The 22,609-nt window shown below is 68.0% G+C and carries 20 protein-coding genes and 2 pseudogenes; 11 read left to right on the top strand and 11 right to left on the bottom strand.

The window, feature by feature from the left end:
• The 6 genes and pseudogenes from AC07Z7_RS21250 to AC07Z7_RS21225 form a co-directional block, all read right to left on the bottom strand.
• Positions 1 to 276 (bottom strand): annotated as a pseudogene (locus AC07Z7_RS21250) (hypothetical protein); the annotation flags it as partial.
• 19 nt (positions 277 to 295) lie between these two features.
• Complete coding sequence (locus AC07Z7_RS21245) at positions 296 to 994, bottom strand: DUF3299 domain-containing protein (protein WP_240515555.1); 699 nt, start codon at positions 992 to 994, stop codon at positions 296 to 298.
• 54 nt (positions 995 to 1,048) lie between these two features.
• On the bottom strand, positions 1,049 to 1,300 hold the full coding sequence (locus tag AC07Z7_RS21240) for a hypothetical protein (protein ID WP_094286078.1): 252 nt from the start codon (positions 1,298 to 1,300) through the stop codon (positions 1,049 to 1,051).
• 60 nt (positions 1,301 to 1,360) lie between these two features.
• The gene (locus AC07Z7_RS21235) at positions 1,361 to 2,596 is read right to left on the bottom strand and encodes an FtsX-like permease family protein (RefSeq protein WP_494767580.1); all 1,236 of its coding nucleotides are present in this window, start codon (positions 2,594 to 2,596) and stop codon (positions 1,361 to 1,363) included.
• 2 nt (positions 2,597 to 2,598) lie between these two features.
• Positions 2,599 to 3,276 carry an ABC transporter ATP-binding protein gene (locus AC07Z7_RS21230; RefSeq protein WP_494767579.1) on the bottom strand — a complete coding sequence of 226 codons (678 nt, stop codon included), beginning with the start codon at positions 3,274 to 3,276 and terminating at the stop codon, positions 2,599 to 2,601.
• Positions 3,273 to 3,698 carry a Fur family transcriptional regulator gene (locus AC07Z7_RS21225; protein WP_494767578.1) on the bottom strand — a complete coding sequence of 142 codons (426 nt, stop codon included), beginning with the start codon at positions 3,696 to 3,698 and terminating at the stop codon, positions 3,273 to 3,275. Before AC07Z7_RS21225 ends, AC07Z7_RS21230 begins: the two co-directional genes overlap by 4 nt.
• Positions 3,699 to 3,858: 160 nt before the next feature.
• On the opposite strand from AC07Z7_RS21225, the gene AC07Z7_RS21220 reads away from it, so the two are divergent.
• Positions 3,859 to 4,113 (top strand): hypothetical protein, encoded by a 255-nt coding sequence (locus AC07Z7_RS21220; protein WP_252660691.1) that lies wholly within the window; start codon positions 3,859 to 3,861, stop codon positions 4,111 to 4,113.
• 22 nt (positions 4,114 to 4,135) lie between these two features.
• Here AC07Z7_RS21220 and msrA read toward each other — a convergent pair whose 3' ends face one another.
• Positions 4,136 to 4,672 carry a peptide-methionine (S)-S-oxide reductase MsrA gene (msrA, locus tag AC07Z7_RS21215; RefSeq protein ID WP_494767577.1) on the bottom strand — a complete coding sequence of 179 codons (537 nt, stop codon included), beginning with the start codon at positions 4,670 to 4,672 and terminating at the stop codon, positions 4,136 to 4,138.
• 102 nt (positions 4,673 to 4,774) lie between these two features.
• Between msrA and AC07Z7_RS21210 the strand changes: the two genes are divergently transcribed.
• The 6 genes from AC07Z7_RS21210 (at position 4,775) to AC07Z7_RS21185 (ending at position 12,384) form a co-directional block, all read left to right on the top strand.
• The gene (locus AC07Z7_RS21210) at positions 4,775 to 5,473 is read left to right on the top strand and encodes a TetR/AcrR family transcriptional regulator (protein ID WP_252660696.1); all 699 of its coding nucleotides are present in this window, start codon (positions 4,775 to 4,777) and stop codon (positions 5,471 to 5,473) included.
• 7 nt (positions 5,474 to 5,480) lie between these two features.
• The gene (locus tag AC07Z7_RS21205; RefSeq protein WP_494767576.1) at positions 5,481 to 6,659 is read left to right on the top strand and encodes an efflux RND transporter periplasmic adaptor subunit; all 1,179 of its coding nucleotides are present in this window, start codon (positions 5,481 to 5,483) and stop codon (positions 6,657 to 6,659) included.
• Positions 6,660 to 6,674: 15 nt separating this feature from the next.
• Entirely contained in the window at positions 6,675 to 9,860 is a 3,186-nt protein-coding gene (locus AC07Z7_RS21200) for an efflux RND transporter permease subunit (RefSeq protein WP_494767575.1), read from the top strand.
• Positions 9,861 to 9,884: 24 nt separating this feature from the next.
• A complete protein-coding gene (locus AC07Z7_RS21195) occupies positions 9,885 to 10,598 on the top strand; it encodes a protein-L-isoaspartate O-methyltransferase family protein (protein ID WP_494767574.1) in 714 nt (237 codons plus the stop codon).
• Between the two features lie 22 nt (positions 10,599 to 10,620).
• Positions 10,621 to 10,974 carry a rhodanese-like domain-containing protein gene (locus tag AC07Z7_RS21190; RefSeq protein WP_094286104.1) on the top strand — a complete coding sequence of 118 codons (354 nt, stop codon included), beginning with the start codon at positions 10,621 to 10,623 and terminating at the stop codon, positions 10,972 to 10,974.
• A gap of 75 nt (positions 10,975 to 11,049) precedes the next feature.
• Positions 11,050 to 12,384 (top strand): TolC family outer membrane protein, encoded by a 1,335-nt coding sequence (locus AC07Z7_RS21185; RefSeq protein WP_094286106.1) that lies wholly within the window; start codon positions 11,050 to 11,052, stop codon positions 12,382 to 12,384.
• Positions 12,385 to 12,388: 4 nt separating this feature from the next.
• Here AC07Z7_RS21185 and AC07Z7_RS21180 read toward each other — a convergent pair whose 3' ends face one another.
• The 4 genes from AC07Z7_RS21180 to AC07Z7_RS21165 form a co-directional block, all read right to left on the bottom strand.
• On the bottom strand, positions 12,389 to 14,692 hold the full coding sequence (locus AC07Z7_RS21180) for a putative bifunctional diguanylate cyclase/phosphodiesterase (RefSeq protein WP_494767573.1): 2,304 nt from the start codon (positions 14,690 to 14,692) through the stop codon (positions 12,389 to 12,391).
• 129 nt (positions 14,693 to 14,821) lie between these two features.
• Entirely contained in the window at positions 14,822 to 16,198 is a 1,377-nt protein-coding gene (locus AC07Z7_RS21175; protein ID WP_494767572.1) for a 3-deoxy-D-manno-octulosonic acid transferase, read from the bottom strand.
• Positions 16,195 to 16,995 carry a carbon-nitrogen hydrolase family protein gene (locus AC07Z7_RS21170; protein ID WP_494767571.1) on the bottom strand — a complete coding sequence of 267 codons (801 nt, stop codon included), beginning with the start codon at positions 16,993 to 16,995 and terminating at the stop codon, positions 16,195 to 16,197. Before AC07Z7_RS21170 ends, AC07Z7_RS21175 begins: the two co-directional genes overlap by 4 nt.
• A 50-nt stretch (positions 16,996 to 17,045) precedes the next feature.
• Positions 17,046 to 18,434 (bottom strand): phosphomannomutase/phosphoglucomutase, encoded by a 1,389-nt coding sequence (locus AC07Z7_RS21165; RefSeq protein ID WP_494767570.1) that lies wholly within the window; start codon positions 18,432 to 18,434, stop codon positions 17,046 to 17,048.
• Between the two features lie 153 nt (positions 18,435 to 18,587).
• Between AC07Z7_RS21165 and AC07Z7_RS21160 the strand changes: the two genes are divergently transcribed.
• The 4 genes and pseudogenes from AC07Z7_RS21160 to AC07Z7_RS21145 form a co-directional block, all read left to right on the top strand.
• A complete protein-coding gene (locus AC07Z7_RS21160) occupies positions 18,588 to 20,141 on the top strand; it encodes a DNA-3-methyladenine glycosylase 2 family protein (RefSeq protein ID WP_494767569.1) in 1,554 nt (517 codons plus the stop codon).
• Between the two features lie 78 nt (positions 20,142 to 20,219).
• Complete coding sequence (locus tag AC07Z7_RS21155; RefSeq protein WP_094286116.1) at positions 20,220 to 20,792, top strand: methylated-DNA--[protein]-cysteine S-methyltransferase; 573 nt, start codon at positions 20,220 to 20,222, stop codon at positions 20,790 to 20,792.
• On the top strand, positions 20,789 to 21,715 hold the full coding sequence (locus AC07Z7_RS21150; protein WP_494767568.1) for a DMT family transporter: 927 nt from the start codon (positions 20,789 to 20,791) through the stop codon (positions 21,713 to 21,715). The genes AC07Z7_RS21155 and AC07Z7_RS21150 overlap by 4 nt, the downstream gene beginning before the upstream one ends.
• A gap of 157 nt (positions 21,716 to 21,872) precedes the next feature.
• A pseudogene (locus AC07Z7_RS21145) lies at positions 21,873 to 22,609 on the top strand (GGDEF domain-containing protein); the annotation flags it as partial.

Raw genomic sequence — 22,609 nt, 5'->3', positions numbered from 1 at the left:
GTCTGTGGGTGCGTGGCCCGCCACCAGCTGTGCGAGCTGCCCGTGGCGGTGGTCGGCGCTCGCCGTGTCGGTGGCGTGGGCGTGGGTCTGCACCCGGTCCAGCACATCACCATGCAGCACCTGGTGCAGGCGCCCCAGGGTGGGGGCCGCGACCAAGGCCAGCACCAGCCATACCAGGGCCAGGTGCGCCCACCAGCGTGCAGGCGCGCCCTGCCCTGCGCCGCGCGGCAAGGCGGGCAACCGGGGCCGGAGCGGGCCGAAGCGGTGGCGCGTCATGGGAGGGTTCAGAGTCGGGTCACTTCACCTGCACGGCATCGACCACGCGGTAGTACAGGCCGTACTGGTCGTTGGTGAGCACGGTGAAGCGGCCCTCGACCACCACGGGCTCCATCGAATAGCGCACGGGGGTCTTGGCCTTGACCTCGACCATGCTCTCGGGCCCGCCGGGCAGGCAGAACGAGCAGGTCATGGGCACGGAGGTGAGCAAAAAGTGCGTCTGCGTGGCCTTGGCGTCCAGCGGCATCATGAAGCCCTGGATGCGCTGCACGGTCTTGTCCATGCCCTTTTGCGCCTCGTTGAACACGGGCACGATGCCGTCCTTGGTGGTCTTGCGCGTCAGGTCAGTCAGCACCGACCAGGGCACCACGTCATTGCGCTGGGGCAGCGGCGCGATGGGGCTGTTGGGGTTGTGGTAGCCCGCCCCGGTGCCAGATGGGATGCCCGCGGCGGCCCCTGCAGGCAGTGGGGACGAGAGCACGGGGGCTGCGCCCGCCCCGCCCGCCGCCGCAGGTGCTGGAGCGGTTTTGCCCGTAGCCCGCTCGAACGCGCCCGGCTCGGGCTTGGTGGCCAGGGGCTGGCCAGACGCCTGGGCCAGCACGGCCCCGGCGCTGCACAGCAAGGCGAATGCTGCCGCCGCTTGGCGTGTGGCATGGACGCGGCGGGCGGCAGGTTGCCAAAAGGCAGTGGTCAGGCGGGAGGGCTGGTGGGTGGCCATGGCGGGAGAACCTGTGGGTGGGGGCGAACGAGGGGTGAAGCGGTGCGTTGCAGCTCAGTGCGCGTGCTTCATGCCGCAGTATTTTCCGATAGCCAGGTTTTTGCAGGCGGCCTGCAGGTCTTTCTGGCACTGGTCGTGGCCCTTGCCGGACTCCAGGCATTTGGCGGCGGCCTCGTGCGCGGCTGCCATGGCGCGGTGGCGGGCGATGTCCTCCTTGGTGTCTTTGTCGTTGTGGGCCTGGGCGTGGGCCAGGGCACCGGCGAGCAGCATGGGGGCCAGGGCGAGAGCGGTGAGGAGCTTTTTCATGGAGGGACTTTCAGGTGGAGTTGGTGGAGGGTTTACGGCAGTCAGAACTCGGAGGGTGCATCAGGGCTGACTTAGCAGATCCGCCACGTCGGTGCGGTAGGCCTGCATCGCGGGCAGCAGTGCCGCCAGCGCCGCCACACCCGCTGCCAGCAGCGGCACACCCGCCTCGGCGGGCAGCCAGATGAGGCCGGTAACGGGCAACAGCCCCTGTGCCTGCAGCGCCCAACCCAGGCCATGCGCCAGGCCATGGCCCAGCAGCAGCCCCAGGGCAGAAGCCAGCGCAGCCAGCCACAGCGCCTCCCACAGCACCAGCCCCGCCACGCGGCCGGGCGGCGCGCCCAGCATGCGCAGCATGGCCAGGTCGGCGCGGCGCTCGCGCACGGCGTTCCACAGCGCGATGAACACGCTCAGCGCGGCCACAGCCAGCAGCACGCCGCCAAAGGCGCGCAGCACATCGGCGCCCACGCCCAGCAGACGCAACAGGCGCGTGACCTCAATGGCAGGCGCTGCCGCCTGCATCGATGTGCCGCTGTTGACCTGGCGGGGCAGCGTGACGGCAGCCATGGGCGTGCGGTAGCGCACCAGGGCCACGGTCACCTCGCGCTCTTCCTTCATGATTTCCAGGTCTTCCGCATCGTTGGCCGTGGCGGTCTCGTGCACCATCCAGACGGATTCGGTGCTGGTCAGGATGAGCCGGTCGAGCACGCAGCCGCAGGGGGCGAGCACGCCGCTCACATGGTAGGGGTGGTTGCCATGCGCGTGCCCTCCCCCGCCCAGCCCGTGGCTGCCGACAAAGGTGGCACCCACCAACGGCGCACCGGCATGGCTGCTTTTGACAATGCCACGTGCCACGCTGGCGCCCAGCACCGCGTCCATGGGCTGCTGCCACAGCGCGCCCTCGGCCAACTGGGCCCCGTAGTGCGCCACGTAGTCGGGCGTGGTGCCCACGATGCGAAAGCCCTGGTAGCTATCGCCCAGGCTCAGCGGGATCACCTGCGCCACCAGCGGGTTCTTCTGCAACGCCTGTACTTCTTGCAGCGGGATGTTGCCCGTGGGCACGTCGATGTGGAACACGCCCGCCAGGATCAGCTGCAGCGGGCTGCCCTTGGCGCCCACCACCAGATCGATGCCATCCAGGTCGCGCTCAAAGGCCTTGTCGAGCTGCGTGGCCACCAGCAGCACCAGCGTGATGGCAGCCAGGCCCAGCGTGAGCACCAGCAGGTTGAGCACCGCCGCCAGCGGGCGGGACCACAGGTAGCGCCACGACAGGCGGGCCAGTTTTACTATGCTTTTCATAGCTACTCGCGCCCTTCTGTTGCGCGGTAGGCCGCTATTTCATTCAAATCCAGCGTCTGCGCACCGGCCAGTGCCTGCACCACACGCTGGTCGTGCGTGGCGATGACCAGGCTGGCGTCGCAGGCGGCGGCGCTCTGCTGCAGCAGTGCCAAGGCGTCGGCTGCAGCCTCGTCGTCCAGGCTGGCCGTGGGTTCGTCGGCCAGCAGCACCTGCGGCGCCAGCAACACGGCCCGCGCCAGCGCCACGCGCTGCGCCTGCCCGCCCGAGAGCTGGTGCGGCTTGCGCGCCGCCAGCTCGGCCACGCCCACCTGGGTGAGTGCGCGGTGGATGGCCGCATCGTCGCGCGGCAGCCCGGCCGCAAAGTAGACCAGCGCGAGGTTGTCGGCCACGGTGAGCGCGCTGCTGAGGTAGAGCTTCTGCGGCAAAAAGCCGATGGTGCGTGCGCGCCAGGCATCGATCTCGGCGCCGCGCTGCGTGCCCAGCTGGGTGCCCGCCACAAACAGGTCGCCCCCGCTGGCACCGCGCAGCCCCGCCATCAGCGCGAGCCAGGTGGACTTGCCGGTGCCCGAGCGCCCGCGCAGCAGCAGTGTGCCGCCCTGGCGCAGGTCCACATCCGGGAACCGCAGCGGCGCGGCGCCGCCCGTGGCGTAGGTATAGGAAAGCCCCCGGGTGCGGATCATGCGGCAGCCTCCTCGGCCGGATGGGCGCATTCGGCACAGCGCCCATGCACGGCAATGTCCACCGCCAGGCTCTCATGCCCGGCGGTGGCCAAGGCCTGCAGCACCTGCTTGAGGGCGCTCTGCACCTTGGCCGAGCCTGAAGGCAGGCGGAACTGGCGGTGGCAGTCGTCGCACTCAAAACGGGGCGCGGCGCCCTCTTCGCCCTGCGGAGCGCGCGCGTAGCGGGTGACGCGAGCCGCATCCACCTGCTTGTGCAGCAGCCCGGCACCGGCAAAACGGTCGAGCATGCGGTAGACGGTGACTTTGTTGACCGCAACACCGACTGCGGCCAAAGCGGCCTCGACCTCGGGTTCGGACAGCGCCGCATCGGGCCTTGCCTCATACAACGCCGCCAGCGCCCGTGTGGCGCGGGTGGCTCGCATGCCCGAAGGAAGTGCCCAAGTTCGGCTGTGCGGGGTTAAAGAGGGGGCAGTAGGCATAAGAGCTGCGTTGGCTTGTAGTGCTTTTAACGCAATCAGGTTGCATTATGCCCATTCAATTCGCGTCCCCCTACGATCAGGACTCCATACAAAGGGTCTTGCAATGGGCTACGAATACACGTTGAAAGTGCCAAACGAATTCCGAGACACCGTCGCCAAGCACGCAGACGCAGGGATATCGCAGATCTTTGAACGCTTGCCTGCGGATGCTCCAGACCATGTCAGCGTGACAGCGGTGCCTGAAGGCTTGCTCCTTTGCGACCATTTGTCGCACGAGAGCATTGCAGCAGTGGCGCTGAAAAGGACGATTCAATGGTTGCTTCGGTATGTCACGGAGATCACAGTTGAAGAGGCGTGACGGCGTTTGATGTTGCGACGTCTCAAGCCTTCAGGTACTTCGCAAACGTCTTCCTGAACTTATCCACCTTCGGCCCCACCACAAATGCGCAGTAGCCCGCGTTGGGGTGCTTGGCAAAGTAATCCTGGTGGTAAGCCTCGGCCGCGCTGTAGTTTTGCAGCGGCTTCACTTCGGTGGTGATGGGCGCGCCAAACAGCTTATCTTGAGACATCTGGCGGATCATGGCACTGGCGATCTCTCCGTGCTCGGGGTTGCCGTAGTAGATGCCGCTGCGGTACTGCGTGCCCACGTCATTGCCTTGGCGGTTGAGCGTGGTCGGGTCGTGGGTGTGGAAGAAGATTTCCAGGATTTCTTCCAGGCTGATCTCGTCGGCATCAAAGGTCAGGCGCACCACCTCGGCGTGGCCGGTGTCACCCTCGCAGATCTGTTCGTAGGTGGGGTTGATGGTGTGGCCGTTGGTGTAGCCGCTTTCCACGTCGGTGATGCCGCGCACGCGGTCGAACACGGCTTCGGTGCACCAGAAGCAGCCGCCGCCCAGGGTGATGGTTTGCAAAGTCATGGGGTCCTCGGGTTCAAACGGAGACAGGGCCTGTGATTATGAATTGACGCCCCATCCCGTGCTTGCTACATTACTAACCGGTCAGTCATTAACTAAAACGCCTTGTCTCCCACATCCTCCTCCCCTTCGACAGCCGCAGGCACCAAACGCGAGCGCCGCAAGGAGGCCCGCCCTGGCGAGCTACTGGAGGCCGCGCTCGACCTGTTTGTCGAAAAGGGCTTTGCCGCTACGCGTGTGGACGAGGTGGCTGCGCGGGCCGGGGTGTCCAAGGGCACTTTGTTCCTGTACTTCCCCAGCAAAGAAGAACTGTTCAAGGCCGTGGTCCGCGAAAACATCGCGGGCCGGTTTGCCGAGTGGAACAACGAGCTGGAGAACTTTGCAGGCACCACCAGCGAGGTGCTGCGCTACTGCTACCAGGTCTGGTGGGAGCGCATTGGCTGCACCAAGGCGTCGGGCATCACCAAGCTGATGCTCAGCGAAGCACAAAACTTCCCCGAGATCGTCCAGTTCTACCAGCAGGAGGTGATCCTGCCCGGTCAGGCGCTGATCCGGCGCATCCTTGAGCGGGGCGTCGCGAGGGGCGAGTTCCGCCCCATGAACCCGGATTACGCCGTGTACCTGGTGCTGGCGCCCATGATTTTCTTGATGCTGTGGAAACATTCCATCGGCGCCTGCGTGCCCGATGCCCTGGGCATGACGCCCGAGCAGTACATCGACATGCAGGCCGACAACATCCTGCACGGGCTGTGTGTGCGGTCCGGCACCAACCCGCCCGCCCCCTCCTCTTCAACCCCTGTTTGATCAGATCATGAAACGCTGGATTCCCTGGGTGGCGGCAGCCATCGCCGTCGTGTTGGTGGGCAGTGGGGTCTGGCGTGCCATGGCCGCGCGGCAGGCGCAGCAAAAAGCCCTGAGCGAGGCCGCCGCGCAGCGCGTGGCAGCGCCGTTGCAATTGGGTGCCGACGAGGTGCTGCGGGTGGCGCAGGTCAATCTGCCGCTGGGCGTGCCGGTGTCTGGCGCACTGCGGGCGGTGGATTCGGCCATGGTCAAGGCCCGCGTGGGCGGCGAGCTTCAGGGCCTCACGGTGCGTGAAGGCGACAGCGTGAAGGTGGGCCAGGAGGTGGCGCGCATCGACCCTACCGAGGCCCGCGCCCGCCTGCGCCAGGCGCAGCAGCAGGCCGATGCCGCCAAATCCCAGGTGGACATCAACCAGCGCCAGTACACCAACAACCGCGCGCTGGTGGACCAGGGCTTTATTTCACCCACCGCGCTGGTCACCTCCCAGGCCAGCCTGGAGGCCGCCCAGTCGAGCTATCAGGCGGCCGTGGCTGCGGCCGATGTGGCCCGCAAGGCGCTGGACGACACCGTGCTCAAAAGCCCCATCAGCGGCCAGGTGGCACAGCGCCTGGCGCAACCGGGCGAGCGCGTGGCGGTGGATGCCCGCATCATCGAGGTGGTGGATCTGTCGCGCCTGGAGCTGGAGGCGCTGCTGCCCCCGGCCGACTCCGTGGCCGTGCGTGTGGGCCAGAAGGCGCAACTGTCTGTCGAAGGCATGTCGGCACCGGTGACAGCCACGGTGGTGCGCATCAACCCCAGCGCCCAGGCGGGCAGCCGCACTGTGCCGGTGTACCTGCGCGTGGAGCAGGCCCAGAACGCGACACCGCTGCGCCAGGGCCTCTTTGTGCAGGGCACGCTCGACACCGGCCGCGCCGATGTGCTGGCCGTGCCGCTCGATGCGGTGCGCACCGACAAGCCCGCGCCCTACCTCCAGACACTGAAAGATGGCCGCGTGGCCTATGCCGAAGTCAAGACGGGCACACGCGCGGTGGTCAATGGCCAGACCCTGGTGGCGGTGGAAGGAGTGCCTGTGGGCACCCCCGTGATTGCTGGCCGCATCGGCCAGTTGCGCGAGGGCACGGTTGTGTCTACCGCCGGGGCGGCCGCTGCTGCTGTCGCTGTGCCGGCAGCCTCCCGCACGGCCCCCTGAGCGCCCCGCCCCGCCATGTGGTTCACCAAAGTCAGCCTGAAAAATCCCGTGTTCGCCACGATGGTGATGCTCGCCATCGTCGTGCTGGGTTTGTTCTCGTACCAGCGCCTGAAGGTCGATCAGTTCCCCAACATCGACTTCCCGGTGGTGGTGGTCACCGTGGACTATCCCGGAGCGTCGCCCGAAATTGTCGAGAGCGAAGTCACCAAGAAGATCGAGGAAGGCGTCAACTCGATTGCGGGCATCAACGCCCTCACCTCGCGCAGCTACGAAGGCACGGCGGTTGTCATCATCGAGTTCCAGTTGCACATCGACGGCCGCAAGGCCGCCGAGGACGTGCGCGAGAAGGTGGCCACGGTGCGCCCCAACCTGCGCACGGAGGTCAAGGAACCGCGTGTGCTGCGTTTCGACCCCGCGAGCCGCGCAGTGTGGTCGCTGGCCGTGTTGCCCGACGAAAAATCCGGCCGCAGCGCGGTGGAGCTGACCACCTGGGCCGAGCAGGTGCTGAAAAAGCGCCTGGAGAACGTGCGCGGCGTGGGCGCGGTGAACCTGGTGGGTGCCACCAAGCGCGAAATCAATATCTACCTGAACCCGCAGGCGCTCGAAGCCTTCGGCGTGACGCCCGAACAGGTGGCCAGCGCTGTGCGCAACGAAAACCAGGACCTGCCCGTGGGCGCCATCCGTTCGCTGGCGCAGGAGCGCGTGGTGCAGATCGATGCACGCATGGAGCGGCCCGAGGACTTCGGCAAGATCATCGTGGCCCGCAAGAACGGCGCCCCGGTGCGCCTGGACCAGGTGGCACGGGTGAACGACGGCGCGCAAGAGGTTGAAAGCCTGGCTTTGTACAACGGCCAGCGCACCCTGCTGCTGTCGGTGCAGAAGTCGCAGGGCGAAAACACCATCGAGGTGGTCGATGGCCTGAACGCGGCCGTGGCCGATCTCAAGAACCAGCTGCCCCCCGGCGTGCGGCTGGAGAGCATTGGCGACAGTTCGCGCCCCATCCGCGTGGCGGTGAACAACGTGCGCCAGACGCTGATCGAGGGCGCGATCCTCACGGTGCTCATCGTGTTCCTGTTCCTGAACTCCTGGCGCTCCACCGTGATCACCGGGCTGACGCTGCCGATTGCGCTGATCGGCACGTTTTTGTTCATGAACATGTTCGGCTTCACCATCAACATGATCACGCTCATGGCTTTGAGCCTGTGCGTGGGCCTGCTGATCGACGATGCCATCGTGGTGCGCGAGAACATCGTGCGCCATGTGCAAATGGGCAAGGGCGCGTATGACGCGGCCATGGACGGCACGCAGGAGATTGGCCTGGCCGTGCTGGCCACCACGCTGTCCATCGTGGCGGTGTTCATGCCCATCGGCTTCATGGGCGGCATCATCGGCAAGTTCTTCCACGAGTTCGGCATCACCATCGTCGCGGCGGTGATGATCTCGATGTTCGTGAGCTTCACGCTTGACCCCATGATGTCGAGCATCTGGCACGACCCGAGCATCCACGCGCACGGCCAGAAAACAGAACCCGTCACCCTGTACGACAAGACGATTGGCCGCGTCACCGGCTGGTTTGACCGCGCCACCGATGCCATGGCCGAGGGCTATCAGCACATCCTGCGCTGGTCGCTGGTGCACAAGCTGGCGACCATGGCCATTGCCGTGGCGATCTTCGTGCTGAGCGTGGTCATGGTGCCGCTCCTGGGCACCGAGTTTGTGCCCAAGGCCGACTTTTCCGAGACCAGCCTCAACTTCTACACGCCCGTGGGTTCGTCGCTCGAAGCGACCGAAGCCAAGGCCAAACAGGTGGAAGGCATCCTGCGCGAGATGCCCGAAGTGCGCTACACGCTGGCCACCATCAACACGGGCAGCGCACAGGGCAAGATCTACGCCAATATCTATGTGCGCCTGGTGGACCGCAAGGACCGCAGCCGCAGCGTGGACCAGATGTCCGACGTGCTGCGCGAACGCCTGAAAATCGTGCCCGGCATCACCATCACCCACGTGGGCCTGCTGGACGCTGTGGGTGGCAACAAGCAGGTGGAGTTCTCGCTGCAAGGCCCCGACCTGCAGGAGCTGGAACGCCTGACCAAGGTGGTCACCGAGAAGATCCGCGACATTCCCGGCCTGGTGGACCTGGACACCAGCGCCAAGCCCAACAAGCCGGTGATTGCACTGGAGGTCAAGCGCGATGTGGCGTCGGACCTGGGCCTGTCGGTGGCGCCCATGGCAGCATCGCTGCGCACCCTGGTGGCGGGCTCCACCGTGGGCAACTGGCGTGCGCCGGACGACCAGACCTACGACGTGAACGTGCGCCTGGCCCCCGAGGCACGCACCCAGCCCGCCGACCTGGAGCGCCTGCCCTTTGCGCTCACGGCCGCCGACGGCACCACGCGCATCGTGCGCCTGAACCAGGTGGCCCGCGTGACCGAATCCACCGGCGCCAACCAGATCAACCGGCGTGACCTGACCCGCGAAGTGGCCGTGAACGCCAACGTGTCCCAGCGCTCGGCTGGCGAGGTGTCGGGTGACATCAAGAAGGCGCTCGACACCGTGGCCTTCCCGCCCGGCTACCGCTACCAGTTCGGTGGCTCCACCAAGAACATGGCCGAATCGTTCGGCTACGCCATCTCGGCCCTGGCCATGGCCATCATCTTCATCTACATGATCCTGGCGAGCCAATTCAAGAGCTTCCTGCAGCCGCTGGCGCTCATGACCTCGCTGCCGCTCACGCTGATTGGCGTGGTTCTGGCGCTGTTGATGTTCCGCTCCACGCTGTCGATGTTCTCCATCATCGGCGTGGTGATGCTCATGGGCCTGGTGACCAAGAACGCCATCTTGCTGGTGGACTTTGCGATCCGCGCCCGCGAAGAGCATGTGAACGACGCAGGCCAGACCGTGCCCGGCCTGCCCCGTGCCGAGGCCCTGCTGCTGGCCGCCCGCGTGCGGCTGCGCCCCATCCTCATGACCACGCTGGCCATGATCTTTGGCATGGTGCCGCTGGCGTTTGCGCTCTCCGAAGGCTCCGAGCAACGTGCGCCCATGGGCCAGGCGGTGATTGGCGGGGTCATCACCTCGTCGCTGCTCACGCTGGTGGTGGTGCCGGTGGTGTATTGCTACATGGATGATCTGGCCCGCTGGGCGCGCCGCAAGTTCGGCGGCGCGCCTGCAACGCCCAGTAAAATCGAGGGTTTGTCCTAGACGCCCGCCCCACGGAGATATTCCATGAACATGCCCCTGAACACGTCCGCCAACATCAGCGACCCCGTCGCCCAGGCCCGCTACAACATGATCGAGCAGCAGATCCGCCCCTGGAACGTGCTCGACGCCGACGTGCTCGACCTGCTGGCCGTGGTGCGCCGCGAAGACTTTGTGCCCCCAGCCTACCGCAGCATGGCATTCATGGACATCGAAGTGCCCCTGCTGGGCGCCAACAGCGAAGAGGCCGTGCGCCAGGGCCACAGCATGCTGCAGCCGCGCGTGGAAGCCCGCATCCTGCAAGACCTGCAAATCAAGCCCACCGACCGCGTGCTCGAAATCGGCGCAGGCTCGGGCTACATGGCCGCCCTGCTGGCCCACCGTGCCGAGCGCGTGGTGTCCCTCGAAATCAACCCCGAACTGGCCGAAATGGCCCGCGAGAACCTGCGCGACGCCGGCATTCAGAACGCCGATGTGCGTCAGGCCGACGGCGCCCGTGACGCGATCCCGGACGGCCCGTTCGACGTGATCGTGCTCAGCGGCTCGGTGGCCGAAGTGCCCGCCGCCCTGCTGGCGCTGCTGAAAGACGGCGGCCGCCTGGGCGCTATCGTGGGCAACGATCCCGTGATGCGCTTCACCGTGACGCGCCGCAGCGGCGACCGTTTCGAGACCACCTCGCCCTGGGACACCATCGCGCCTCGCCTGGTGAACTTCCCCGAGCCCTCCGGCTTCACCTTCTGATTACCGTCCTTCGGAGTTCTGCATGATCGATCACGTCCGCCCTGCCCAGCTGTCTGCCTGGTTCGCCACGGCACCCGAAGGCAGCCAGCCCCTGGTGCTGGACGTGCGCGAACCCTGGGAGCTGCAAACCGCCAGCGTGCGCGCTGAGGGCTTCGAGCTGGTGGCCATCCCCATGGGCGAGCTGCCCGCGCGGCTGGCCGAGCTGGACGCTGCCCTTCAGGCGCAACGCCCCATCGCCTGCCTGTGCCACCACGGCGCACGCAGCCTGCGGGTGGCCGCGTTTTTGCAGCACAACGGTTTTGAACGGTTGGCCAACATCACTGGCGGCATTGAGGCCTGGTCGCATGAAAACGACCCCGCCGTGCCCCGGTACTGACGTTTTGCCACGGCCCACGACCGCCCCGCTCGCTCGCATCCTCCATCGAACCGCAGACCCTTCCGAAGGACCTCCATGACACCGTTCCGGCCTCTTTCCCTGTCCCTTCTGTCCCTGGCACTGGGTGCGGCGCTCACCGCCCCGGCGCAGGCCCAGAGCCTGCTGGAGCTGGTGGAGTCGGCCCGCACCTATGACACGGCCTGGCAGTCGGCCCGCGCCCAGCTGGATGCGGCTGGCCGCAAGGCCGACCAGGCCCGCGCGGGCCTGCTGCCCTCGGCGGCGCTCACGGGTGGCCTTACCCGCAGCAATGTGGAGCTGAGCAAGCCCAAAATTGAAAACACCGGCACGGCACAGACGGTGGGCATCAATGCCTCGCAGCCGCTGTACCGCCCGGCCAACCGCATCACCCTGGAGCAAGGCCAGCGCGGCGTGGACGTGGCCCAGGCCCAGCTCGATGCCGCCACCCAAGACCTGCTGGTGCGCGTGAGCCAGGCCTACTTTGACGTGCTGGCCGCGCAGGACACCCTGACCTTTGTGCAGGCCCAGAAAGCCGCCGTGTCCGAGCAACTGGCCTCGGCCAAGCGCAATTTCGAAGTGGGCACCACCACCGTCACCGATTCCCGCGAAGCCCAGGCCCGCTACGACCTGGTGATCGCGCAGGAGATCGCTGCCGAAAACGATCTGCGCGTGAAGCGCCTGGCGTTGGACCAGCTCGTGGGCATCACCGGCACCCAGCCGCGCCCCCTTGCCCTGCCCCTGCAGCTGCCCAGCGTGCAGCCCGCCAACGTGGCCACCTGGGTGGACACGGCGCGCGATCAGCAGCCCGGCGTGCGCCAGGCCGCCATTGCGCTCGACATCGCCCGGCTGGAAACCAAAAAGGCCGAGACCGGCCACCTGCCGACCGTGGACCTGCAGGCGGGTTACAACGTCACGCGCAACCTCAACGGCACCATCAGTGCCCCCGGCGTGACCAGCCGCAGCAACGCCGCCAGCGTGGGCGTGGCACTGAACATGCCGCTGTTTGCGGGTTTTGCGGTGCAAAACCGCGTCAAGGAAACCCTGGCCCTGGAAGAAAAAGCCACGGCCGACCTGGAAACCGCGCGCCGCAATGTGGCCCAGGCCACGCGCGCGGCCTACTTCGGCGTGCAGTCCGGCCAGGGCCAGGTGCAGGCGCTCGAAGCCGCCGAGGCCTCCAGCCAGAGCGCGCTGGATGCCAACAAGCTGGGCTATCAGGTGGGCGTGCGCATCAACATCGACGTGCTCAATGCCCAGAGCCAGCTGTTCCAGACCAAGCGCGACCTGGCCCAGGCGCGCTACAACGTGCTGCTGGGCACGCTCAAGCTGCGCCAAGCGGCAGGCACACTCACGCAACAGGACATCGAAGCCATCAACGCGCTGCTGGTGAAGTAAGCCCTCATATCACCGCATCGGGGATGTTGCTCTCTTCCCCGGCCAGCACCTGCGGGTGCGCGCGCAGCTGCTCGGCCGCCATGGGCCGCCCCAACAGGTAGCCCTGCTGGTAGTCGCAGCCTTCGGCCTTGAGGATTTCGTACTGGCGCCAGGTTTCTACCCCCTCGGCCACCACGTTGAGGTGCAGGCTGTGCGCCATCGAGATGATGGCGCGCACCAGCGAATGGTTGCGGCTGCTCTCCTGCAGGCCCATCACAAAGCTGCGGTCGATCTTGACGGTGTTGAGGCTGAAGCGTGAGAGGTAGCTCAGAGAGGAGTAGCCGGTGCCGAAGTCGTCCAGCGACAACCCTACCCCGGCGTCGTGCAGGCGGTGCAGCAGCGCGGGAAGGTCTTCCTGGTCGCTGGCCAGCAGGGTCTCGGTCAGCTCCAGCTCGATGCACGCGGGGGGCACGCCATAGCGCTCCAGCAGGGCAAACACCTGGCTCTCAAACCCGGGCTGCGCAAACTGCCGCACCGACACATTGATGCTGACCACCGGTGTCAGACCCGGCTGGGCCCGCCACTGCGCGGCCTGGCGGATCGCCTCTTCCAGAATCCATTGCCCCACTTCCAGGATGAGCGAGGACTCCTCGGCAGCCGGGATGAAACGCCCGGGCGGCACCCAGCCGAGTTGCGGGTTTTCCCAGCGCACCAGTGCCTCGGCCTTGGTCATGCGGCCGGTGCTGCAGCTGTAGATGGGCTGGTAGTGCAGGCGCAGCTCCCCGCGCGGCACTGCCTGGCGCAGGGCAGACTCCAGCCGCAGCGATTCGGCCAGGCGTTCGTCCATGTCCGACTCGAAGAAACACCAGCTGCCCCGCCCGCGCGCCTTCGACTCGTACATGGCCACCTCGGCGTGCTGTAGCAGCACCGAGGCCTTGAGGCCCTCGCGCCCCGAAAACGCGACGCCAATGGTGGCTTCGATCTGGTACTCCATGCCGTCGGCGGAACAGAACTGGCGCCGGATCAGCTGCAGCAGCGCCAGCGCACGGGCCTCGACCTCCAGGATGCTCATGAGCGATGGCAGCCCCGCCATCACCAGCGCAAACTCGTCACCGCTCAGACGCGCCAGCAGGTCGCCGGGCTTGAGCTGGGCCTGCAGGGCCCGGGCGATGTCGCGCAGGATCTCGTCGCCGAAGGCGTGGCCCAGCGTGTCGTTCACCTTCTTGAAATGGTCCAGATCGATGAGCAGCACGGCGCACTGCGTGTGCTGGCGGTGCGCGATCCAGAGCACGGCGTCGAGCTGCTGCTCCAGAAAGCGCCGGTTGGGGAGGCCCGTCAACTGGTCGGTGTTGGCCTGGTGCAAGCGCTCCTCCTCGCCCCGCTTGCGCTCGCTCAGGTCGCGGATCAGGCCCAGGATGACGGGATAGCCCAGATCCATGTAGCTGGAGAAGATGATTTCTGCCGGGAACGGCTCGCCCCGCGCAGGGGTGACCGAACGCTCCAGGCGCATGGGCTCGTCCATGGGGCCCGACTGCACCATGGCATTGACCTTGCGGAACATGGCCTCGGCCTCTTCCTGCTCCTGGGTCAGCAGCGGCACCTGCTGGCCCTCCAGCTCTGCGGGGGAAGTGTGGCCCGCCAGCTGGGCAAACCGGTCGTTGCAAAACAATATCTTGCCGTCGAGCCTGCGGGCCACCAGCGCGTCGGGCAGGTGCTTGATCACGTTCGACAGCCGCTGCCGCGTCTGCGCAATGGCGGCATCCACCAGCACCAGCCCCAGCAACACGCTGGAGACCCAGCCCACGGCCAGGATGTCCGGGTTCTGAAACGGCGTGCCAATGGTGGACGGCTCCAGAAAGTACAAAAGGAACGCCCCGGTCTTGAGGGCAAAAGCCACCGCCAGCAGCCGGTAGTGCATGCGCAGGCACAGGTAGGCCGACACCCCATAGACCAGCATCATCAGCCCCAGCACCAGGATGCTTCCCGCGTTTTTGTCCCCCCCGAAGCCCACCACCGCGATCAGAAACGCCACGCCCAGGCTGCGCCCGATCAGGGTGCCGGGGCCGATGATGCGGCCCCTGAGGAAGTTGGTGCCCCCGTGCAGGCTGGCGAGGAAGAAGCCGGTGAGCAGCGTGGCCACCGCCCCCAGCCACGGCGATTCAGGCTGCAGGTGGTAGCGGTAGCCGGTGAAGGTGGCCCCGGCGAGCGACAGGTGGGCAATGCCCCAGAGCAGCGTGGCCTGGTTCAGGCGGGCACTGCTCCAGCCGATCAGGAACGCCACGCCCAGAATCGCGAGTGCCGCAACGCCCAGGTCGTGAACAGGAACCACAGGACACCGCCAGTTACAGTTGTTTCACGCCATCCTAGCGGGTGCGGCTTACTTTGTGCTTAGGGTCTGCCGCAATCAAGCGATGGCAAGCCGATGATGGGCGGCCCGTGTTTCACGGGCGCCAAGCCGTCACCGGCGCTGCACCAGGCCCAGCACGGCCTGCGCCGTGGCCTGCGCCGCCCCCCGGTGGGCGGTGGAAAAGCGGCTGGCGCGCTCACTGGCCGCCGCGTGGGCGGCCGGGTCCAGGGCCAGACCTGTGGCCTGGGCGATGCCCTCGGCCATGTCGCCAACGCGTTGCGCAGCGCCAGCGACGCAGGCCAGTTCGGCCGCCTCGGCAAAATTGAAGGTGTGGGGCCCCAGCACCACCGGGCAGCCGCAGGCGGCGGCTTCGATGAGGTTCTGCCCCCCCAGCGGGGCAAAGCTGCCGCCCAGCAGGGCCACATGGGCCAGGCCGTAGTACAGCGCCATCTCGCCCAGCGAGTCGCCCAGCCATATGTCAGCGGCGCCGGGTGCGCCCGTCCAGGTGCTGCGGCGGGACACGGTGAGGCCTGCCTGCAGCAGCAGCTGGTGCACCTCGTCAAAACGCTGCGGGTGGCGTGGCACGATGAGCCACTGCACGGGGTGTACGGTGCGTGCGGCGTCCTCTCTATCCTCAGTCGAGGGTGCTTCACTATTGATAGCTTCTTGGGTAAGCTGGACGCGCGCAGAGGCCGTTTTTGACCTCAATTTTTCCAGCCACAGCGCCTCTTCACCTTCGCGGCTGCTGGCGAGCATGACCACGGGGCGCTGCGCCTGTGCGCGCCAGCTGCGGCCCTGCGCCAGCTGGGCGGCGTCGGGCACCACGTCGAACTTGAGGTTGCCGAACACGCCTGCCACCCGTGCGCCGATGGCACGCAGCCGCTGGGCGTCGTCCTCGGTCTGGGCCCAGACGGCGGCCAGGTTGCTGTAGGCGGGGCGCGCCAGCGCGGCCAGGCGCTGCGCGTTGCGCAGGGATTTGGCGTTGAGCCGCGCATTGGCCAGCACCAGTGGCACCCTGTGCGCGCGGCAGCCGGCCACTAGGTTGGGCCAGACCTCGGTCTCCATCAGGATGCCGATGGCCGGGCGGAACTTGCGCAGGAACCGCGACACGGCGCCGGGGGTGTCCCAGGGCTGCCATACCTGCACGTCGCCGGGCTGCAGCAGCTTTTCGCCTTCGGCCCGGCCGGTGGCGGTGCCGTGGGTGAGCAGCAGGCGCATGCCGGGCAACTGCTCGCGCAACGCGGCCAGCAGGATGGCTGCGGCCCGCGTTTCGCCCAGGGATACCGCATGGACCCATACAAACCGGCCCAGCGGGTCGGAGCCACTGTGCATCATCAGGCTGTCGATGGGCGCGGGATAGCGGCCAAACCGCTCGCCAATGGCGACACCGTACCCCGGCTCGGCCTTGGCGCGGCGGCGCAGCTTGCGGCGCAGCAGGGGCTGGGCGCCCCAGGTCACCACCGAGTACAGGGCGCGGGCGGGGTTCATGCCACGGCGGCCAGGTGCTGGAGGTCCACGGCCACCACGCCGCCATTCCAGCCGCAGTCGCCACGGGCAGCCCAGACGATGCAGGGCGCATCGCCCTCGGCCGCCACCACGCAGCGGCCGCCGGGCTCCCAGACCGCGCTGCGGCCCGCGCTGACGTAGCCGCCGGACGGCCCGCTGTAGTTGGCCAGCAGCACGGCCATGGCGTGCTCGCGTGCGTAGCCCTGCAGCAATGCCGACTCGGGGCCGTAGCCCTGGTGGCTGATCAGGGCCCCGGCCGCATACAGAGCTGCGCCTGCGCCATGCGCGGCACAGGCGTGTTCGGGGTGGGTGATGTCTGCACACACCGCCATGCCCGTGGGCTCGCCCGCGAGCAGATGCACCTGCGCGTCGTGGGTGCCCGCGCTGGCAAAACGCTCTTCGCTGGTGTGCAGGTGCCGCTTGCGGTACAGCGCCACGCTGCCATCGGGTGCCAGCACCCAGGCGCCAATCGCAGGCAAGGCGCCCGCCTGCACGGGCGCTGCGGGCCCACCCACCACGATGGCCATGCCCTGCTCGCGCGCAGCCTGACGCAGGGGGGCCAGCGCTGCGTGGTCGGCATCCAGCACGTTGGCGGCCAGCACTGCGGGCTCGTAGCCGGTGAGCGACAGTTCGGGGAACACCAGCACCTGCACGCCCTCGCTGGCTGCCACCCGCACAAAAGCCAGGTGGATCAACACATTGCGGGCCACGTCCCCGGGGACGGACGGCGACTGTGCGGCGGCGATGCGCAGGGGGGTGGACACGGTGGGGTTGTTCACGCGGGCAGCTCGGTCAGGAAAGTGGCGAATACGGACTTATCGAAGCGGGCTCAGTGGCTGGCCGCGCCCACGTGGGCGTCGGGCTTGACCTTGTGCAGCAGCGCCAGCATGGCGGCCTCGATGCGCGCCAGCGCCTCGGGGGTGTGGCCTTCAAAGCGCAGCACCAGCACGGGCGTGGTGTTGCTGGCGCGGATCAGGCCAAAACCGTCGGGCCAGTCCACCCGCAGGCCGTCGATGGTGCTCACCGTGGCGGGCGCGGCAAACTGGCCTGCGGCCAGGGCCTGCAGCTGGGCCGTAAGCCGGTGGGGTTCGCCCTCGGCGCAGGCCACGTTCAGTTCGGGCGTCGAGAAGCTGGTGGGCAGCGCGTTGAGCACGGCGCTCGGGTCCTGGGACTTGCTCAGGATCTCCAGCAGGCGGCAGCCCGCATAGGTGCCGTCGTCAAAGCCGTACCAACGCTCCTTGAAGAAGATATGGCCGCTCATCTCGCCGCCCAGTGGGGAGTTGGTCTCCTTCATGCGGGCCTTGATGAGCGAGTGGCCGGTCTTGAACATCACCGGCACGCCGCCAGCAGCCGCCACGGCAGGCGCCAGGCGTTGGGTGCACTTCACGTCAAAGATGATCTCGCCGCCGGGCACGCGAGAGAGCACGTCCTGCGCAAACAGCATCATCTGGCGGTCAGGGAAGATGTTGGTGCCGTCCTTGGTCACGATGCCCAGGCGGTCGCCGTCGCCGTCGAAGGCCAGGCCCAGTTCTGCGTCGCTGGTCTTCAGGGCATCGATCAGGTCGCGCAGGTTCTCGGGCTTGCTCGGATCGGGGTGGTGGTTGGGGAAGTTGCCGTCCACCTCGGAGAACAGCTCGATCACCTCGCAACCCAGGGCCCGGAAGATGGCCGGGGCCGAGGCGCCCGCGATGCCGTTGCCGCAGTCCACCACAATCTTCATGGGGCGGGCCAGCTTCACGTCGCCCACGATGCGTTCGCGGTAGGTGGGCAGCACATCCACATGCCGCACGGATCCTCCCGGTGCCAGCTGCCAGCTTTCCTGCTCCATGGTGCGGCGCAGGCCCTGGATCTCCTCGCCATAGATGGCGCGGCCGTTCAGCACCATCTTGAAGCCGTTGTAGTCCTTGGGGTTGTGGCTGCCCGTGACCTGGATGCCGCTGTTGCACAGCGTGCTGGCCGCAAAGTACAAAAGCGGCGTGGTCACCAGGCCCACATCGATCACTTCGATGCCCGCCTCCACCAGCCCCTGGATCAGCGCCGCCGACATGGCGGGGCCCGACAGGCGCCCGTCGCGCCCCACGGCCACCGTGGTCTGCCCCTCGGCGCGGGCGGCGGTGCCAAAGGCCCGGCCCAGGCCCAGGGCGACTTCTTCGTTCAGGGTGGAGGGCACGATGCCACGGATGTCGTAGGCTTTGAAAATGGCGGGCGTCGGTTGCACGTCGAAAGACCTTTAGCGATGGGTGTTGAAGAGCCGGCTGCATTGTAGGCGGGGCCCCTGCCCGGGCTTCCCCTGCCCGCTCCATCGGAGCGCCCTCAGGCACATGTCCGAAAACGGCCAGTGCAGCCGGGCCCGCTCTCTATGATCCAGCCCATGACCTTGCCTCCCCAGCCCGCTGCGCCCGGCGCCGACACCCCCTCGGACGAGGGACGCTACCTGGCCGTGTTGGCCCGGGACGCGCGCTTTGACGGGCACTTCTTCACGGCCGTGACGTCCACCGGCATCTACTGCCGCCCGGTGTGCGCCGTGCGCGCGCCCCGGCGCGAGAACTGCCGCTTTTTTGCACTGGCCGCGCAGGCCGAACACGCGGGTTTTCGCCCCTGCCTGCGCTGTCGGCCCGAGCTGGCGCCCCAGGCGCTGGTGTGGTCGGTGCAGGACGCGAGCAGCATCCTGGTGCAGCAGGCCGTGCGCCTGCTGGATGCGCCCGACCTCTGGCCTGCACCGCCCGCACCGGGCGAAGGCAGCGCCACCGTGGCCCGCCTGGCCGAGCGCCTGGGCGTGAGCGACCGGCACCTGCGCCGCATTTTTGAGGCGGCCCTGGGCGTGTCACCCCTGCAATACCTGCAGACCCGCCGCCTGCTCACGGCCAAACAGCTGCTCACCGATACACGCATGCCCGTCACGCAGGTGGCGCTGGCCAGCGGGTTTGCCAGCGTGCGGCGCTTCAACGCGGCGTTTGCGGGGCACTACGGGCTCAACCCCACCCAGCTGCGGCGCAGCGGCACCAGCCCGGCCGCATCGGCAGCGACCGAGGGCGGCAGCACGCTGCTGCGCCTGGCCTGGCGGCCACCGTTTGATGTGGCGGCGCTGCTGGCGTTTTTTGAGCGGCGGCAGTTCCATGGCGTGGAATGGGTGCTGCCCGAAGTGGCCACCCTGCGCCGCACCGTGCGCCTGCCCGCCAGCGTCACCGGCCTGGGCCAGGAGACCACCGGCTGGTTCAGCGCCCGTTTTGACGTGGCGCGCCACCAGGTGCTGCTGCAGACCAGCGACAGCCTGTACCCCGTGCTGCCGCTGGTGATCCGCCGCGTGCGCGCCATGCTGGATCTGGACGCCGACCCGGCCGCCATCAACGCCGTGCTGCACAGCGCCTTCCCCAACGGGGACGGCCTGCGCGTGCCCGGCGCGTTCGACGGCTTCGAGCTGGCCGTGCGCGCCGTGCTGGGCCAGCAGATCACCGTGGCCGCCGCGCGCACCCTGGGCCAGCGGTTGGTGGAGCGGCTGGGCGAGCCCATCGAAACGCCCTGGCCCGGACTGAACCGCCTGTTCCCCACCGCCGCCACGCTGGCCGTCGCCAAAGGCGACACCCTGGGCCAGCTGGGCATCGTGCGCCAGCGCCAGGCGGCCATCGTCGCGCTGGCCCGGGCAGTGGACAGTGGCGGCCTTACCCTGCACGCAGGCGCCGATGTGGCCAGCACCACGGCCGCGCTGTGTGCGCTGCCGGGCATTGGCGACTGGACGGCGCAGTACATCGCCATGCGCGTGCTGCGCTGGCCCGATGCCTTCCCGGCCGGGGACGTGGCGCTGCACAAGGCGCTGGGCGTGCAGGGGCAGAAGAACCCGGCCAGGGCGGCCACTGCGGCATCCGAACCCTGGCGCCCCTGGCGCAGCTACGCCGTGCTGCGCGCGTGGGCTGCATTGCCCCAATAGCTATCAAAACAATAGCTACTAGCGCTTACCCATCGCGCGCAGAGGCCCTTTTTTACCCAAAAAGCACAGACAACCGCCATGCAATACCACCCCCACACCGTGCAAGCCCGCGCGGACACGGCCCTTGGGCCAGTGCGCCTGGCCGCCTCGCCCACCGGCCTGTGCGGCATCTGGTTCGAAGGCCAGCGCCACGAGCCCAGCCAGCAGCTCTATGGCAGCGCCGCCTGGGCCGAGGCGGACGGCCACCCGCTGCTGCAGGCGGCCGCCAGCCAGCTGCAGCAGTACCTGTGCGGCGAACGCGATGGCTTTGATCTGCCGCTGGACCTGTCGGGTGGTACGCCCTTCCAGCAAGCGGTCTGGCAGGCCCTGCTGGCCATTGGCCGGGGCGCCACGCGCAGCTATGGCGAGCTGAGCCAGCACCTGGGCCGCCCGCGCGCCGTACGGGCGGTGGGCGCTGCCGTGGGGCGCAACCCGCTCTCCGTGGTCGTGCCCTGCCACCGCGTGCTGGGTGCCGACGGCAGCCTGACCGGTTACGCTGGCGGGCTGGACCGCAAGGCCGCGCTGCTGACGCTGGAGAATGCGCTGGCACCGGCCCAGCCATCCCTTCTCCCTCACACCCCAGGCCAGACAACAGTGAAAGGCATGTCATGACCCCATCCGGCCAACAGCCCGTCTCCAGCTGGATTGCCGAATTCATCCTGCTGGCGGCGCTGTGGGGAGCGTCCTTCCTGTTCATGCGCATGGGCGCCTCGGAGTTCGGGCCCCTGCCCATGGTGGGCCTTCGCGTGGGGCTGGCAGCCGTCTTCCTGTGGCCGATCATGCTGCGCCAGGGCCACTATGCGGCGTTTCGCCAGCATTGGCGGCCCATCATGCTGGCTGGTGTCATCAACTCGGCCATTCCGTTTGCCCTCTTCGGCTGGGCCGTGTTGCACATCCAGACCGGGTTGGCGTCCATCCTGAACGCCACAGTGCCGCTGTTTGGCGCACTGGTGGCCTGGCTGTGGCTGGGCGACCGCATCAACCGGCTGCGCTGGGTGGGGCTGGCGCTAGGCTTTGCCGGGGTGGCCCTGCTGGCCTGGCGCGCGCCTGCGGGCACGGGCTTCAAGACAGACCACGCCGCCTGGGCGATCGGCGCCTGCCTGCTGGCCTCGGCGTTCTATGGGCTGTCGGCCAGTTTTGCGCGGCGCCGGCTCACCGGCATCCCGCCCCTGGCCACGGCCACGGGCAGCCAGCTGGGTGCGGCGCTGGGCCTGGCGCTGCCCACGCTGTGGCTGTGGCCCGCGCAGATGCCCGGGCTGCGCGCCTGGGGCGCCATCGTGGCCATTGCCGTGTTGTGCACCGGCATTGCGTACATCCTGTACTTCCGCCTCATTGCCAGCGCAGGCCCCAGCCGCGCCCTGGCCGTGACCTTCATCACGCCGGTGTTCGCGGTGCTGTATGGCGCGCTGTTCCTGGGTGAAACCATCACGCCCTGGATGATTGGCTGCGCCCTGGTGATTGTGTGCGGCACGATGTTGTCAACCGGGCTTATCAGGGGGCGCGGTGTCCCCGCCACCACTGCCGAACGCGCCTAAACTCGGTGCATGGTTTCTGCGCCGGGTTCATGCTCTTACCCCACGGCTGTGCCGTGGCGAGACACCGGGTTGGAGGCGTGCCTGTGCGCCCTGCCCGGGAGGTTGAGCACACGCCCCTGCCCTGAGCCAACGCTCTCTCTGGCGCGGGCCGTTCACCATGGCCCATAACGCACTGCTGGCTGGCGGACTGCTGCTCCTGATGGTGCTGGTGCTCGCGCACCTGCAACCGACCGAAATCCTGACCCCCTCCCGCCGCACGCAGGTGCTGGTGGGTGTGACCGGCGGCGTGGTGTCCGCCCTGGTGCTGGTGGTGCTCAACCTGAACGCGCCCGAGCTGGGGGTGGTGGCCTACCCCACGGCCACCGCGTTCATGACCTTGTATTTCGGGCCCATCGCGGCGGTGATCACGGCCGCCCTGGCGCTGCTGGCCATGGTCTGGAGCGAGGGCGCTGTCTGGCTGGCAGGCCTGGCCACGCTGGCGGGGGCGGCCGCCCTGGGCGCGCTGTGGCGTACGGTGGACGCCCGCCCTGGCGCCAACCCCTGGCTGGCCATTGCGGGCATGGCGGTCACCCTGCCCCTTGTGGTCTCGCTGTGCCTGGTGGCCACGGGCGGTGCCCCGGTGCCGGGCCCGGCCATCGACTGGCTGCGGCAGCTGCCCTGGTACCACGGTGCGGGCATGCTCATCCTGGGCACGGGCCGGCAGCTGCTGGTGGGCAAGGCGCAGTCGGTGGTGGCGCTGGAGCAGGCACACCGCACGCTGGAAGAGCGCGAGCAGCAGTTGCGCCTGGCCCTTGACTCGCTGGGCGGCGGGCATTGGGAATGGGATGTGCTGGAGCGCCGCTTCCGCTGCGATGGCCACTTTTATGAGGCCTACGGCATCACCCAGGCCGATGC

Source organism: Acidovorax sp. GW101-11A03 (assembly GCF_059424825.1).
Note: the sequence above shows the minus strand (reverse complement) of the source record. Positions and strands in the feature narration are given on the sequence as shown.

Coding starts and splice junctions, on each gene's coding strand:
- AC07Z7_RS21245 (WP_240515555.1), bottom strand. CDS start 994: ATGGCCACCCACCAGCCCTCCCGCCTGACCACTGCCTTTTGGCAACCT.
- AC07Z7_RS21240 (WP_094286078.1), bottom strand. CDS start 1,300: ATGAAAAAGCTCCTCACCGCTCTCGCCCTGGCCCCCATGCTGCTCGCC.
- AC07Z7_RS21235 (WP_494767580.1), bottom strand. CDS start 2,596: ATGAAAAGCATAGTAAAACTGGCCCGCCTGTCGTGGCGCTACCTGTGG.
- AC07Z7_RS21230 (WP_494767579.1), bottom strand. CDS start 3,276: ATGATCCGCACCCGGGGGCTTTCCTATACCTACGCCACGGGCGGCGCC.
- AC07Z7_RS21225 (WP_494767578.1), bottom strand. CDS start 3,698: ATGCGAGCCACCCGCGCCACACGGGCGCTGGCGGCGTTGTATGAGGCA.
- AC07Z7_RS21220 (WP_252660691.1), top strand. CDS start 3,859: ATGGGCTACGAATACACGTTGAAAGTGCCAAACGAATTCCGAGACACC.
- msrA (WP_494767577.1), bottom strand. CDS start 4,672: ATGACTTTGCAAACCATCACCCTGGGCGGCGGCTGCTTCTGGTGCACC.
- AC07Z7_RS21205 (WP_494767576.1), top strand. CDS start 5,481: ATGAAACGCTGGATTCCCTGGGTGGCGGCAGCCATCGCCGTCGTGTTG.
- AC07Z7_RS21200 (WP_494767575.1), top strand. CDS start 6,675: ATGTGGTTCACCAAAGTCAGCCTGAAAAATCCCGTGTTCGCCACGATG.
- AC07Z7_RS21195 (WP_494767574.1), top strand. CDS start 9,885: ATGAACATGCCCCTGAACACGTCCGCCAACATCAGCGACCCCGTCGCC.
- AC07Z7_RS21190 (WP_094286104.1), top strand. CDS start 10,621: ATGATCGATCACGTCCGCCCTGCCCAGCTGTCTGCCTGGTTCGCCACG.
- AC07Z7_RS21185 (WP_094286106.1), top strand. CDS start 11,050: ATGACACCGTTCCGGCCTCTTTCCCTGTCCCTTCTGTCCCTGGCACTG.
- AC07Z7_RS21175 (WP_494767572.1), bottom strand. CDS start 16,198: ATGAACCCCGCCCGCGCCCTGTACTCGGTGGTGACCTGGGGCGCCCAG.
- AC07Z7_RS21160 (WP_494767569.1), top strand. CDS start 18,588: ATGACCTTGCCTCCCCAGCCCGCTGCGCCCGGCGCCGACACCCCCTCG.
- AC07Z7_RS21155 (WP_094286116.1), top strand. CDS start 20,220: ATGCAATACCACCCCCACACCGTGCAAGCCCGCGCGGACACGGCCCTT.
- AC07Z7_RS21150 (WP_494767568.1), top strand. CDS start 20,789: ATGACCCCATCCGGCCAACAGCCCGTCTCCAGCTGGATTGCCGAATTC.